Origin of the sequence: Fibrobacter succinogenes subsp. succinogenes S85 (assembly GCF_000146505.1) — a bacterium.
Taxonomy (GTDB): Bacteria; Fibrobacterota; Fibrobacteria; order Fibrobacterales; family Fibrobacteraceae; genus Fibrobacter; species Fibrobacter succinogenes.
This window is the reverse complement of record NC_017448.1, coordinates 1,371,043-1,386,518: the sequence shown is the minus strand read 5'-3', so window position 1 is coordinate 1,386,518 and position 15,476 is coordinate 1,371,043. Positions and strand designations below refer to the sequence as shown.

Annotated in this window: 3 protein-coding genes; all 3 read right to left on the bottom strand. The window is 46.5% G+C overall.

What is annotated here, in order from left to right:
• Window positions 1-77: 77 nt before the first annotated feature.
• The 3 genes from FSU_RS05765 to FSU_RS05755 all read right to left on the bottom strand — a co-directional run bounded on the left by FSU_RS05765 (window position 78) and on the right by FSU_RS05755 (window position 15,468).
• Window positions 78-7,334, bottom strand: coding sequence for a pilus assembly PilX N-terminal domain-containing protein (locus FSU_RS05765; RefSeq protein ID WP_015731820.1), 7,257 nt, complete (start codon window positions 7,332-7,334; stop codon window positions 78-80).
• Between the two features lie 8 nt (window positions 7,335-7,342).
• Window positions 7,343-8,746 (bottom strand): PulJ/GspJ family protein, encoded by a 1,404-nt coding sequence (locus tag FSU_RS05760; protein WP_244263727.1) that lies wholly within the window; start codon window positions 8,744-8,746, stop codon window positions 7,343-7,345.
• Between the two features lie 224 nt (window positions 8,747-8,970).
• The gene (locus FSU_RS05755) at window positions 8,971-15,468 is read right to left on the bottom strand and encodes a pilus assembly PilX family protein (protein ID WP_015731819.1); all 6,498 of its coding nucleotides are present in this window, start codon (window positions 15,466-15,468) and stop codon (window positions 8,971-8,973) included.
• Between the last annotated feature and the right edge of the window lie 8 nt (window positions 15,469-15,476).

The following is a 15,476-nucleotide window of genomic DNA, read 5'->3' as shown; positions in this document are numbered from 1 at the left end:
ATAGCGGCTTTCTTGCACGAGTAGATGCAAAAAAAAGCTCCCCGGCGGGGGAACTTTTTAGGTGGTAATGAAAAATTTTAGTTTTTCCAGTCGCAATCTGCAATTGTCATATCAGCGGTGGATTTTAAGTAGATTCTACAGGCTCCAATATTAATCTTTTCATACCAGTAGTTATCATATTGGAACGTGTATGTTTGTGTATTCCCTGAACAATCCGTGTATGTCATTTTTGTTCCGGCAACAGGAGCGGAGAAATTCCAACTGCCTGTATTTGCACCATCTGTTCCGAAATAACACCTAAAGGAATAACAAGTATTCGCTGATACTGAATGATTTCCACTACCTGTGAGATCTGTTGAATTGTTGGTGTTACAGTCAAATGTTATTTCCTCTGCAGATTTTTTACAATTATACCACCCAATTCGCGTATATGAATAATCACCTGCTGTAGCACACACTGTTATATAGCCATCATCAGCAGCGGAATACTCCTTTGTCGTGATATCGTTTCCACTCATTTCAGCTTCATTTCCATTAACACAGAATGCACGCCCATTAGCATTACTTGACTGTACAGTAACTTTTGAAGCCTTTATTTTTACACATCGTGCACCCGTGCCCCAATTATTGATATTGCCGGCTCCGTTTTCAGTTTGGCATTCCCATTCATAAGGATTGGGGTCTGTCGGACACGTTAAAGGATCTTCCGTATTATTAATTGTGATGTTTTTTGAACAACTTGCTCCATGATTATTGTCTCCGCATGTACAGGCTAAAGTTAATGTCTTTCCTCCGGCAACCGTTGCCATTTTTGCTAATTCAATAGTGTTCGAGTTATCGGGGAAATATACGCTTTGAGTCCCCGAATCATAAGTGTAATAGCAATTCCAGCAATTTTGATTTCTAGTTGCTGTGAATGTGTAATACGCCTTTTTATTAAGTTCAGACGGAGTCACTGAGCAAGAAAGCATTGGTTCAATAGTTACGCTTCCTTCGCATATCTTGCTTGATCCGCTTGTCACGGAGTAACTGTAAGTACCCGGAGTTGTAGGAGCGGTTCTCGTATTATTCCAACAATTACTTGGATTACAGTCTATTGGTTGGCTATCCCCGTTTAATGTCCATGTGTATCGGATGTTTTTAGTAACCCCAGACACGTTCATTGAAATCACTTGCCCTTCGTACATTTTTCCAGATATGTGGCAAGCGCCCGATTCTTCGTTTACGGTAACAGGAATGTCGCAAATCTTTTCATTATTGTAGTAAAGGCTGTAAGTGTAGTCACCTGCGCTTAGTGTACCCAAATCTTTGATGTTCGTTAAACCGGACCAGTTGCTCAATGTTGCTGTGCCTAATTGTATTTCGCCATTTTTCAGTGTAACCGGATATTGCTTTTCAACGCTTTCGTTGTTTCTAGCAAGGAAATACACATTGTCCGAAACGGATATCGGATTAGAGGAAAATTCGGTCGGGTTTGTCGAAATACCACATGTTACTGATGGGGGAATGTCGTCTGCGTTTCTTTGAACTTTGAAGCTTGCGCTACAGTCAACAAAAAGTGCGGGGTTTGCGGTGCTCTTCACAGTGTAAGTGTGTTCGCAACCTTCGGTCCTGTCGCAGGTTTCGCTTTGGTTTGCAGAATGACGCGCTGCAGTTTTTTCCGTTCCTGTTGCAAACGGAGTGTATCCGTTGTCCAAATAGATTTCGTAGCCACAGCCGTTACCTGGACATCCGTTGAAGTTGACATTAAATGTCGGGAATCTTGCTCCACTTGCTACAGCGCTAATGACCGAGCAATCAACGCCAATGCGTCCAATCGGGTCCGGTGAGACCGAGCATTGTTTTGAAACGGTTTGGCCGGATGTGCCTGTGATTGTTGCGTTAAAGACGTACGATTTTCCCTGATAATTATAGACGTTGGCATCGGGAATGCTGAGTGTTGCCATGTCTCCATTCCATACGATTCCATCGTTACCCACGGCGTCTTTAGTTTCATTGATGAGGTTGGAGCCATCGACAGCCGCTGTGATTTGCTGTTTTGAAATCAGGCTCTTGTTTGTTACTTGTGTTGTTACGTTCCAATTGTCGCCATCGTATTCTGCTCGGCAGTAGGTTAAGCCGATGGCATTGGCGCAAGTACTTGTAATTGATGTTACTGTGACACTTGTTGAACCGTGATTTTTCAAGACAATTTGCTTTACGTTTTCAGGGTCGAATCCGTTTGAACCTGTGGCAAATTCTTGCATGATATTGAACGATCTAGTCGTTCCGTTCATACTGACAGAATGGCTTTCGTGATCGTATTCTCCCCAGTTTTCGCTTTCGCTGACCAACCAGATTTCCACTTCGTTGTTGTCGGTGTTTTCGAGTGTTACGTGGAGCGTTGCCGCTCTAAGGTTTTGCTTGTTTTCGAAAACGATGGTTTCTTCAAGGCTTCCGATGCTTTTTGAACCGCTGAAGAGGTCTTGGTGCGCTAAGCACTCCTTGAATTCGCCTGTCCAGAATGCGCCGCAATGAGCACGTTGTTCGCTAGCGGAAACACCCCAGGCCATGGCTGTTTCATCAACATTTGTGCAGTTCCCGAGCCATGCTTTTGCTGTTTTGTATTCGGTTCCTGCTTCGGTGTAGCCGTGAGCGCCAATACCACTTTTGTCAAATTTGTAGCCGTCATAGCAAGATTCGCCAGAGCAAGTTGTGCTGGCGTCATTGCCGTTGTAGTAATAATAGAGCGGTGTACAGCCCTTAGAATCGAACCATCCAGAATGGCCGACCCAAGGCTTTACAAGCGTATCCGTCTTGATGACTCCATCTGTTGCCACTGCGGCAAATGAGCATTTTACGGTGGGGTAGGTGTCGTAGCATTCTGAATTGTAAGTGGCGCTCTTCCAGCCAATGCCATAGATTTTGAAGTTCGGGTCACCGAGGCTAAAGCCGACGTATTCATGGGCAGCATCGGCTAGCGGATTATTGAATTCCGAAAGATCGAACGAACATTTATATTCCGACGGAGAATCTCCATAGAAGTCTCCGATGTTTGCTCGAACTTCTATGGTTCCCGAAGATGTAATACTTATAGTCGCCATGACCATCTTTGATGTGGACACGTATGCCTTGTATCCATTGCTATTGGTCAATGTGGATGTCAGACTTGTCGAACCTTTCCAGAGCTGTGCCTCAAGAGCGCCACTGCTGTTTTCGTACAGGTTCAACATGAAGTAGTCGTTTCCATAAGTATTTGCGCGGAGCATAAACCCGGAGTTCTTGATATTGGCAGAAGAATTGTCGTAGCTAGTCGTTACGCGTGGAACATTGATTAAGGCTTTGAGTGTGCCTAGAATACCTGCGTTCACTGTGCTAAGGACCATAACCGGGTTCCTGGCAGATTGCTTCTGCTTCTTGACGGCTGATTTGTCAATATGGATTTCTCCACTGGAACCGACGACAATTTGTGATAGATAACCCGAGATCAAGTGCCATTTGGCGTTCGGGTACAAGCTATTTCCGTCTACGGCGCCTGTACATGTAGAATAGATGTCATTGTTGCTGCATTTGTCAATACAGTATTGAATATCATCTCCGCATTCTACGCTGCTGCGCTTGAACTCATCAAAGAAGCAGTGCTTGTCGTTTTCGCCAAAGTATGCTATTAACTCGGTATTGTCATCTGAAAGTGTAAATGAATCAAATTCCTTACTTGTGTTTGTTCCGTCGCTTGTTGGGCAGCTTCCGCCGGAACATTTCCAATAACTGAACTTGTCGGCATCATCGTTGTCTTCGAGGGCTGCCTTAACGCTTTCGCCTTTGAAAATAGAGAAGGTACACGTCTTTGTAGACGTTTCTTCATTGGTTCTGGCGTCATCGTAGCGGCATTGTTCGTTTCGGCTACCGTATTTACTGTCGATATATAGGTTTATTATAGGATGATTGTTTGATCCCACATTACCATTGAAACCCACCGTGAAAGTTCTTTTCCTGGCCTTGGCGCTTGCTCGCAATGTGTAGCTTCTGTTTGACTGTACTGCGTTTGCCGCAATTGAGTTGTCTGTTTGTGGGATAATCGTTGCGCAGTCGCTGCTGTTGCCGGTGGCTCTAAGGGTTACGCTTTGTGTGTTGCCAACTGTAATGACCCAAGAGCTATTGTCTATCAAGTTGATGAATGATGTTCCGGAGGGTTCTACCCACACTCCAGAAACATCGCAATCTGGCCAGTATGTCTCGTAATTGGAGGGGCAGTCTCCAGAATGGTTGTCGCAGTATTCTTTGATGTCTGTTGATGTCGCTTCTTCACGATGCAACTGCGCACTTGAGGCTATGTAGAGCTCTGTAGAGGAGGGCGACCCTGGAAGGTAGCCTTCGCCAGGGAGCAATTGGAACAGTAGAGATCCTTTTACTGCATTTGATGTCTTTATGGTTGCTATAGTCGGTGTGGCTGCCGAAGAATTGGCCGCTAGTTTAAGTGTGCATGACATTCCGTTGCGTGTGACGTTATCGCCCAAGGAAACATAGGACCAGGCTTCGTTTTCAACATCGGGGCAATAGAAGTTTACAGTGAGTTCTGCAGCATGTGCTGGGACTTCTAGCTTGACTTCTTTTAAGTCGTTGGCATCCATTTCTTCGGATTCTTTCTCAAATACGATTGTCGCTGTTCCGCGGGTGTCTTTTCCGACGTGGACCCAGAATGGAATGCTCGGGTAATTGCTTGCCGTAGCGGTACATGTGTAAAGTCCTCTGCTGAGAGCTGTTCCCGTATAGAGATTGCCGGTTGTAGACAGTGCTCCCGGCCCGGAGCAAGATACGTTTACATCTGATTTTCTCAGGGCCGCACCATTGCTGTTGAGCGTTTGTACATTGTAGTAGTCGGTCAGCTGTCCGTAGGGGTCGCTGGGCAAGTAAATGATTCGCGGGAGTACAATGAATGAGGGAGAAAGCTCTGTGATGTTGTTGCTACTTGCTTGTGGAGGTGTTTCTGAACTCTTGTTTTGGGATTCTAGTCTTACGCCCAATTGCGGAGCCATTGAAATATAATAGCTATCGAATAGTTTTTCTGTCGATTCTGAGGAAGACGATGAGGATCCTGAAGTTCCCGTTGCTGCGCCTCCGCAAGAACTTTCGCCTACAGATGCGTTACAAATGACGGCGTTTGCCGACAAATCGTTCATCATGTCGTCGTTGAATACCAAGGAGCGTGCCTTGAAATCGCCCACTTTTGCGCAGTTGTCTGCGGTGGCATAAACCGAGCCGCTGAAAGTGGAGTTGTTAAATAGGAGTCCGCCAATGTCTTTTTTGGTGTAGATGAAATAATTGTATATGCCGTTTTCAACCGCTGCTTGAATCGTGGAGCTTGCTCCTTCTTTCAGATAGAGGAGTACATAGGAATCTGCTGTAGTCGGCGGCAAATTTTGTTGTCCTAAAGCCTGTGTTACGACGATGATAAACTTGCCCTTTAAGGGGGTGGTGGGGTTTTTAAGTTCAGTTCGGTTTTTAATTTCAACGACTTGGTAGCCGTTGTAAAGGTTGTTCTTGTATTTGGTTGGATCGGAGCTATTTTCTTTGTAGCATTCGTTAAGATAGCGACTCATGTTGTCGCCCCAGTGTGTTACATTGCTACAGTTTTTGTTGGCGTACGATATGAATTGGTTATAGGCGGTTACGAGAATGTCGTCAACTTTGTAGCTTGCACCATCGCAGCCTTCTTTCTTTTTCCAGAGCTTGTTGCAATAGGTCTTGACGGATTCGGCGCATTCAAAAGGTTGGCTTGCCGGCATTTCGCTTGATACGGTTCCCTGGGATTTAAACCACGGGGTAACTCGGCATTCGGGGCGCCACTTATCTGGAGTCGCCTTGCAGTATGGCGAGCCTGTCGGTGTGCCGTTCTGGTAATTCAAGAAGTTGTTTTTTTCTGCGGTATAGCCATACGATCCCCAATAGCCACTTTGGGGGGTGTAGAAAATTTTGTTCCCGACATAATAGTTAGCGTAATACGCTTGTGCGCCCCAGCCCCATCCTCCTGCATTAGAAACGATGTAGTCGACATCTTGGCCTTGACCGTTGTAGTAGTAAAGGTAGTAGGCGTCGTTTTTGTTCTTCATGTGGGGCTTTAAATCTGGGTATGGGCGGGTTGTCTTGTTATCCCATTTGGCTTGAGATCCATAAGTATAGGATCCCTTGTAATAGGTGTTCTTTTCGATAAATGTTCTGTTGTTTCTGAGTGTTACGTAATCAGCGATGGGGTGGGCGCTCTTGATGTAAACTTTGGAATCTTTTTTGTTTCCAATAATAATCTTGTTGTATTCGCCTTCGTTGTCTTCTCCGTTTGTAATCCATATGGGGTATGTCGATTCTGCCCAAACGTTTCCGCCGACGAGAAAATCACGTGCGGGATTTTTTTCGCTAATGAGAACTTGGCCGTTTTCCCCTAAGCACATGTTCCCTGCGACACGGGAATCGTGCGCTGAAAAGTTTGTATACCATGTGCCGTTGACTGTCAGATTCTTCTGGAATTTTTGATCGCCTGTGGTTGGTGCTTCAAGGTTGCCTTCTATGTAGACGTTACCTGTGACGTTTGCGTTGTAGAGACCGGCTGGTTCAGATGATGACGGAAATGTGAAGTGAGCTGCGTTTCCTCCGACATAGAAATCGTTGCCGAGTACGCCGTTGCTTGCATCAAGATTCCCTCCAATGCATACTGTGGTTCCTGCTCCAATGGAATTACCTGATGCAATGGCGTTTCCCGTAACAATCAGGTCGTTTTCTGTATATATAGGGTTGGATCCTTCTGTATTGCCGTTAATTAGCAAAGAGTATGCCTTCATATGGCCTTGTGATTGAGTTGAACCACCAAAGTAATTGTATCTGAACGGAATGGCGCTATATTCTTCTTCTTCAAAAAGCCTGACTCGATACAACCCATCTACGTTAAATATGGCCGTTTCATTCCATTGTGTGTTGTTCTTGGATTCGCCGGATGAAAGGATTTTTAATTTGAACGTGTTCTTTTCGGTGTTCACTCCCGTAAGCCATACGTGGTAATTTTGCCCTGCACGCTGCAAAGGGCGTAACCTTGCATCAAGATTAATAGGCTTGTTGCCTCCGTCAATGAAAGCCTTTACCAAAGCGCCAACATCGTTTGCGTGGAATGTCATCCACATTCTGGCACTTTCAATGCCTGCTTGTGAACTTTGATAAGCCTCTTGTTGGCGCATTCTGCTTTCGCTAGAGAGTCCTTGACTTGTGAGTAGCTTGTAGGTGGCTGTTGCAGCTATTGTTGCAATAAGCATGAACATCAGCACGGTGATAAGAGACACACCGGATTTCATATTTTTTTGCTTATACATAAATCCTCCTAATCGCGCGGCCCGTTACTTGGTGTGGGAACGACCAATTCAACATGTCCAGATTCGCCTCTGATTCTGATATCCAGGTCTAGCAGAAACGCCTTTACGTTCTGCTTGTCAATTTTGTTTGCTTCGAAATCATAATTTTCGAATTTGTAGTTAGCACTGGGTATCTTTAGGACTTTCAATTTTGAGATGGATATTTTCCCTTGTGATACGAGAGGGGAATAGCAGGCGAACGTGAACGCGAGACATGCTTTTGTAATCTTGATAGGGACTGAAAAACGCATGGAGCGTTCTCCGCTTCCTTCGCTTTTGACGCCCAAAGGAGGGAAGAAGGCAAAATCACTAATTTTTGTGGCGGGGTCTCCATACGTAATTGGGCCTCCAGTCTCAAGACTTCGCAAACCAACGGACATGTGGTCTTCTCCAGGGACGAATAACTTGCTTTTGTCTGCATTTTCGTCGGTGGGCAGAATTTCGAATGAAATTTCGTACTCATTGTTCGGTTCAAACGTGAAGTTGCTGCCTTCTTGGGCGCAAAGGGTCTGCCACGAAAAATCTGGGTACGTCTCGTTGCGGACAGCGATAACTTCGTTGATCTTTCGGGCGGCTTCGCTTTTTATGGTTTGCATGCTTTGGTCGTAGTTCTGGTAGAATCCCGATATAATTTGGGTGCTTCCGCCTTTGTGCGTTTCTCCTGCTTCATTGGTTACAATCGGCATCTCGCGGTCCCCGTCATTTCTACCGACAAGCCTGAATTCGGATTCGCCTGCGCCTGGGAATAATTGGATGTTGTCCCCTACAACGCTTGGCTTTCCTGGTGTAACTTTGAATTTGCTTACTCCTGAAGCCATTTCAATATTGTTAGGCTCGGATGTAGCGCCGTCGGTACAGGGGTCGTCGTCAGAGAGGGTTGTTTTCTTTTCTAGGACTCTGCAGTTGCGCCACAGCGATCCGTCTCGGACGAACCAGGCAATTTGCTCAACGGCTGAGTAATGTCCGGATTCGTCGTAACGCAAACGTCGAATGGTAAGGCTGTCGAAACCGTTTTTGGTCACGACGGAAAATGAGGACGAATCTTTATTGTCAACGCTTGGGTCCATGTAAACGCTCGTGTAGATATTGCTGAATTTGTTGCCGTATTCCGCCCCAGATTCTGATGTGCCATCTTCCATAGACGTTTTCGCTCCAGTCTGTGCGACATCTGCCTTGAATATTACAGCCACCTTTTCTGCTATTTCTGAAGCCTGCAACATACTCTGCGTTCGCATTCGCATCTTGGAGCTGTCGCTGAACGCCTGGCCTGCGATGAGGACGATACCTCCAAGAAGGGCTATGTAGACCATCAGCTCAATGAGGGTAAAACCGGATGCGCGTTGCATCTTTACTTTCGTACCTTTATTTGCCATTAGGCTAAAAAACTCCATTATCTACCCTCACGACACCTTTTTTGAAATTGCAATAAAAATATGCAATTATGATGATATTTCTAGTTTAAAGATAAGTTTTATGTATGTAAAAGCGGTAAATAATTCTTTTTTATTGTCTGTTTTTACTTGAAAAAGTCGGCTTTATCACAAAAAAAAGCTCCCCAAATGGGGAGCTTTGGAAACTTTGGTTTCTTAATGGAGGCTTACCACGTATGGGCGCAGTACATTCCGCGGCCTTGAGTGAGTGTTTGGTTGTTGTATCCGGTCGTGTAAGGCGACAGGATTTCAATAGTGGCCACGTAGTTGTTGTAGCACTGTGAGTTTGATCCATCTACTGAAACACTCTGGTTTGAGGATACCCGGATTTCTGTACCATTGTATTTCATTCTACAGTCGTAGTAATTCCATGCGGAATTTGGACATTTGCATACTAAGTGACCGTAGTATTGTTTTCCGGTGCATTTGACCTTGTGGCTCCCTTCTGCGAAGTACTCCCAGCTTGGATTGTCGCTATGCACAAGTGTCGTAGTCTGGTTGCTTTCGCTGTTAAACGAAACGTTGAAATCGCAATTTGCTACGTTGTCGTTTTCGTCTGTAGCCCGTAGGCGGTATTTCTTTGTCCCTGTAGCATTGGGATCACTGAATGTTAGGTCTGAACTCTTTTCCAGTTCTCCGTCAAATATCTTGTAAGTACAGCCGGAGCAGTTGTTGACTATCGGATTTACGGTAATCATGTCGCTTGCGTTCTGTCCCGTGATGTCTTGGCACTTGAGCTCAATGGGCGAAGAAACTGTCCTTTGCTTTGTGCAGGAACTTTCGCCGATTTTGACAGTGTATCTATATGTTCCCTCTTTTCCTGGAGCGTATGTGTACTCAAGGCTCGTTTCGTTCCCCGTGCCTGTCGCTCCGTCAACGAGCTTGTTGCCTATGTTGTCCATGATGGTAAACGTGTAAGTGTAATTGACATCATCGGGGTTACTCACAACCGCCGTGAATTTGCCGTTGTCCGTAACGCTGCAGGAGCTGATTGTGGGAGCCTGTTTTGTCTTGTCTTCAACAGTGAACGTTGCCTTACAGGACTGTGTCCAGGCACCGATGGTGAAATCGACCTTGTAGGTGTGCGCTCCGCTTGAGGGCTTGACGTCGGAATCCGAAGGCGTGTAAGATTGCTGGGCGCCGAGTTTGGCGCTGCCTTCTTTGACAACCTCATTGTCTAAATAGGCCTTGTAGGTGACGTTGTAATCCCATCCATAGGCGTTTTCGCCAAACTTGAAGTTGAATGTCGGCGCCTTTGAATCGAACGGGATTGTCTGTTGGTCTGACGGGACGCTGCAGGTGATGTTGTTGTTCCCGGGTCTTTCTCCCTTGATGCTACACGATTCGGAGCCGAAGTTGTTGGTCGCTGTTACGGTAAATGTCGGCAAATCGTTATAGATAATCCAGTTGTTGACATATCCATTTTTGTATTGGAGATAAACGACATCGCTGCAGTTGACATCGGTTTCGGAATCAATGTTCATGTCCGAAGACGTGTAAGAGCACTTGACTCCGTCCTTTTGCGGATTGATTTTGATTTTCCATCCAAGTTTGGTATAGTCGTAAACGGCTTGTTCGCATTTGAGGTCAAGCTTGTTCGGACAGTTGCTGTGGATGTGCAATTTTTCGATGTTGATACTGTTGTCGCTTGTGATGACGACGTTAGTGACCTGTTCCGGGTTGAATCCTGTAGTTCCGATGAGGTCATCCACGTTTATGTCGTGCGGGCCAGCCGCGCTTATCGTTCTTGTCAAGCTCTGCATCTTGTTGGCGGATTGCAAATAGACTTTCAAGTTTGTTCCAAGATCGTTGCCGTCTTTGATGTCGTCTACTTTCACGTTGATATGGAGCTTGGCTTCGCGCAAGTTGACACCGTTGGTTTTCGGCGTTGGGAATTCGTACGGAACGTTCGCGCTCATGTACTGGGTTTCGTTCCAGATTTCAAAATCGTGGATGCAGTTCTGTGTAGTCCCGACTTGGAACGTACCGCAACTATAGTAGTCCTGGGCAAGGTCAAGACTGCCGGCATCACCGGGGCAAACCACCTTGATGGAAGCGTCCTGGGCTCTCTTGTTTTCGTCAATGAGGTAGCCGTGTTGACCGTCCTGAGTGAACTTGTATGTTTCGCCACTCAGCTTGGAGCCTATTTCGCCTGGGGTTCCTGTGCCGTTTACGCAAGTGGATGTCGCGTTGTCGCAACCATTGTAATAGTATTCGGTATAGCAGTTCTTTTCGGAGAACCAGCTAGAGATAAGAACCTTCGGCGATACGTAATCGTTAAGGGGGACGATTTCGTATTTGTCAACAAAGTTGCAGGTGACGGTTGGCACGTCCCAGCATGTTTCATCGAATGACGAAGGAACCCAGCCGTTGTCGTAAATCTTGAAATCGGGGTCGGCTAGGCTGATGCCTACGAATGCGTTGTCGGCATCGTTACAGCCGAAGTCCCTGACATTGAGCTCGCCCTCCCAGGTGTCGTCATCGACCTTGGCGGTGATGCTCAGCAAGTCGTTGTCATCAATGGTGAATCGGACTTTAATAAATGTGTTGCTCGTTATGGAGAGCGGAGATGAACCTTCCTTCTTGGAGACAAGCTGGCAGGACCCCTTGTTTGTATTGTTGATGGATTGCCCGCTGACTTTGCAGACGCGGAATGTCAATTCGCCACTATTGTTAGGCTTGCTGACTCCGTAAACGTTCAAAATCAAGTGTTCATTGCCGTTGCTCCTGAAGATAAAACCGGAATTGAGGAAGTCATTGGAATTTGCTTTTTCAAGCACGGAAGTCTGGACGAGAGAGAACATCGTTCCGTACAGCCCTGCCGTCATGTTTCTGAGGATGACGGAAACTTTTCCGCTCTGGTTGTTTGCGTTGCTGGTGTTGGACGCAAAAATGGAACCGGCGCCGAAGTTGGGACGGACATAGTCGGCATTGTTGCCCGAACCGCTATTGTGGTAGGTCATGAGCCAGTGCGACTTGTGCTGTTTGCTGTTCTTCGGGGCGCAATGCGTTCCCTTGGAAAGGGCTGTTGCGCAAGTGTCTATGCAGTTTTCATCGCCGTTGGAGCAGAATGCACCGATGTTCGAGAAGTCGTCATAATAGCAATGCGATTCCTTGTTAAATTCGGCAGAAATCGTGTGCGGCCCGTAGAATGTAAATGTGGGCTCGTCTTCATGCGTTGTCGGATTTGTGCAGTTGTCGCCTTCGCAAGCCCAGTAATTGAAATTCCCCTGGTCTTCGCCGTATTCTTCGTGCGTGAATACATACTGTTCGCCAGCCAGCACGTGGAATGTGCAGGGGCTGTTTTCCTTTGTACAAGTTTCACTCTGCGAGTAGGACTGCCCTTGAAACGTGACGGAAGTGCTCTTGTCGAATGCGTTCTTGAGGTTGACAATCAATTCGACTTTTTTGCGCTTGAGGGATCCGTATAGATTCCTTGTTTCTCCGCCGACAGGAGTTGTAATGGTGTTGTTTGTAGATGGAATGATAATCTCGCATGCTTGCGGGATGTCGGCTGAACTTACGGATGCCAGTGAAATGGCTGTGTTTGTCAAGCATTTCCAGCTGTAGTTTTTTTCTACGATGCTGCAGGCAGTGCCATGAGCGATAACCCATTCGTCGCTGATTTCGCAGTCTGGGCGCTCGCTCTTTTCTTGCATGTCTTCGTCGCAATCGTTGATGGCGCAGTAATCGGAAAGTTCGCCCTTGTTGATGGTCGTGTGGGCTCTGAGATAAACATGGTGGTTGAGGCCTGCACCCGATACGAGTCGGCAAAGCTCTGTCGGTGCGCTGAGCGTAAAGTACATGTCTCCGTCATCGGCGTTGCTGCTTGCGGATATCGTAAAGATTTCGATGTCCTGTTCCGCTGTGGCGTTGGGGGTGACTTCGACTGTATAGTAGAGGGCGCTTCCGCTTCCGCTGCGTGCTGTAACACCAGCCTTTGGCGTTATAGTCCAGCCATTGATGGCTTGGTTTATGGCCACGTCAAATTTGATTTTCCCGCTAGTGTTGGTGGCCTTGCCGATATGTACCGATACATCGACACTGGAGTTTAAGCTAAGTGCCTGAACGTCTAGCGGTGCTGTTGGGAACGAAACGATCGGGAGCTCTCCGCTGGCGTTGCTTACAACAACATAGAACGGAACGGTTCCGTAATTTGTTGAAGCGTAGTTACAGGTGTATGTTCCGGGAGTCAGCTCTGTTCCTGTGTAAAGCTTTTCTGTTGTCGAAAATGAGCCATTGCAACTGACTTTGGATGGGCTCTTGTTTTCGTTTGCGCCGTTCAGACTCAAGACGGAATAATAATCAGCAAGTTTTCCGGCTGCATTCTTGGAAAGGTAAATGATTCGCGGAATCACAAGAATGGAGGGGTCGATGTTGCTTGCGTCTTCGGGTGCTGCTTCTGTAGCTTTGTATTGTGATTCTAGCGTAACGTTTAGCTGAGGCGCAATGGAGATATAGTAGGGGTCCTTGCCATTGATGCTTTCTTCGGATGCGGATGAACTCATGGGAGCCGCCGAGGACGATGATGAGAATGCCGCACCACCGCAGTTTGTAACGGAGGCATCGCAAATGATGCGGTTTATGGTCAGGCTGTTCATCAAGTCTTGATTGAATAGCAATGGCTTGGAGGACGTCAGTGCGGCCACTTTGGCGCATTTGGTTCCTGTTCCGACTTCGGCATACACGGATCCGCTGAGGGATGCGTGGTTGAAAAGAATTCCGCCACTAGGAGTGATTTGATGTGTTGTTTCACTATACGTTGATGATCCGATGTCTTCTTTGGTGTAGATGAAGTAATTATAATTGCTCGTACCAAGCCCCATCAGTTCACCGGCACCTTGTGTTAGGTAGAGAAATACGTAATCATTTGTTCCTTCTGTAGGCGGAAAAGCGACCTGTCCCGGCTTGTTAGTTACTATGATGATGAACTTTCCTTTGAGCCCGTCTCCGTAATTTTGACTTAACTGTTTCGCCTCGATTTTTACAACGAGATAGCCGTTGTACATGTGGTTCTTTTTCTTGTAGTCATCTTTGGTGTTGTCGTCATAGCAAGTGTTGGCTACTTCAGGGAAACTATCGTTTAATGTTGTGATATCTTTTGCACAGCCGCTATCAGCGTATTTTTCAAACTGGCTGTAAGCCGTCTTTAAAATGTCATCCACCTTAAAGCTTGCTCCGTCGCATCCCGGCTTTTCTTCCCAAATGTCGTAACAGACTTGCTTGACGGAGTCGGCGCAGGCAATGGGCTTAGTGGCCTGGTGTTCGTTCGTAAGTGTCCCATTGGATTTAAACCAGGGGGTCACGCGGAGTACTGGTTTTTCAGAGTTTTCATCCTTGTTGCAGTATGGAGATAGTTTTCTTGGAACGTAGCTATAGTTATAGTGATGCGGGTACTGGTAACCACCGACAAAGTATTTGGACCCGTCGTAGGTGACGTCTGTAACACCGGATTCCACATGGTAGAAGTAGTATTTGCTTGGAGCGGCTTCTACATAGATATAGGGCATGTAGTCATTCCAGGTTTTGGAATTTCGCATTGTGACATAATCATTAGAGTGGAAGGCGTCCGGAAGATAAACTTTAGAACCTTCGTTTTCGCCAAGAATGAGCTTGTAATAGTATTCGTGAAAATCGCCGCCTTTTGTATAGAACGCATTTGTATGAGAAGCCCAAACATCACCTTTGACGGTAAAATTTTGTAAATCGCTAGGGCTTGCTCCTGATGCTTCACCAATCTGGATTTGGGATATTGCGGAATCAATACAGAGGTTTCCGTTAATTGTCACCGGATTGTTGCCGGATGCCATGTGGGTTTTGAATACATTCTTGATCGTCAAGTTGCCGCCAACAAGGAATGGCTTTGTGGCATCTTGTTCAACGATTCCGTCAAAATAGGCGTGGTTTGATACGCCTTGGTTTCCAGGTTTGTTTTTTGTACCGTACTTATGAGCTGTTCCGTGTACGTAGAGATTTTTGGCTTCTATTCCGTTATCGGTATAGAGGTCTCCACCGATGCAACCTGTTCCGTAAATATCGACGTTGTCACCGGAAAGTGAGGCATGTCCTGTGATGATGATGTTTTTGTCAATGCCAATCGGGTTTCCCGACCAGTTTCCGTTGATTAGCATGGATGAAAGTTTGGCATCGCCATGGTTCGAGATGGAACCTCCAAAGTACGAGTAGTCGTAGGCGATGTTCTTGTATGTTTCCTCTTCTTCGATTTCTGGAATTGATACTTGGTAAAGCCCTGAAACGTTGATGATGGCTGCTTCGGTGTGCTTTGAATCGTTGCGTGCGATACCTTCAGAGAGAATTTTGAATTTGAAGTAGCCGTTGGTTTCACTAACACCGGTCAGCCAGACGTTGAAATCCTGCTTGCTGCTGATGTGCGGGGAAACTCGGCTGTTGAGCAAGATGGGCTGCTTCCCGCCGAGGACGTATTGGCGCACAAGGGCGCCGACTTCGTTTGCGTTGTTGGTCATCCAGGCTCTGGTGCTTTGGATGCCGGCGATGGCGCTCTGGCGTGCTTCCTGAGTCTGCATTCTCGTTGCCGAAGAACGGTTCTCGGAAGTGAGCCATTTGAATGTCGCTGTCGCTGCGATTGTAGCGACGAGCATAAACAGGAGAACTGTTACAAGAGAAACACCTTTTTTACTAAACATAACCACAC

What these genes read in the sequence shown, in the direction of transcription:
- FSU_RS05765 (WP_015731820.1), bottom strand. Translation starts at nt 7,334, where the DNA reads ATGTATAAGCAAAAAAATATGAAATCCGGTGTGTCTCTTATCACCGTG.
- FSU_RS05760 (WP_244263727.1), bottom strand. Translation starts at nt 8,746, where the DNA reads ATGGCAAATAAAGGTACGAAAGTAAAGATGCAACGCGCATCCGGTTTT.
- FSU_RS05755 (WP_015731819.1), bottom strand. Translation starts at nt 15,468, where the DNA reads ATGTTTAGTAAAAAAGGTGTTTCTCTTGTAACAGTTCTCCTGTTTATG.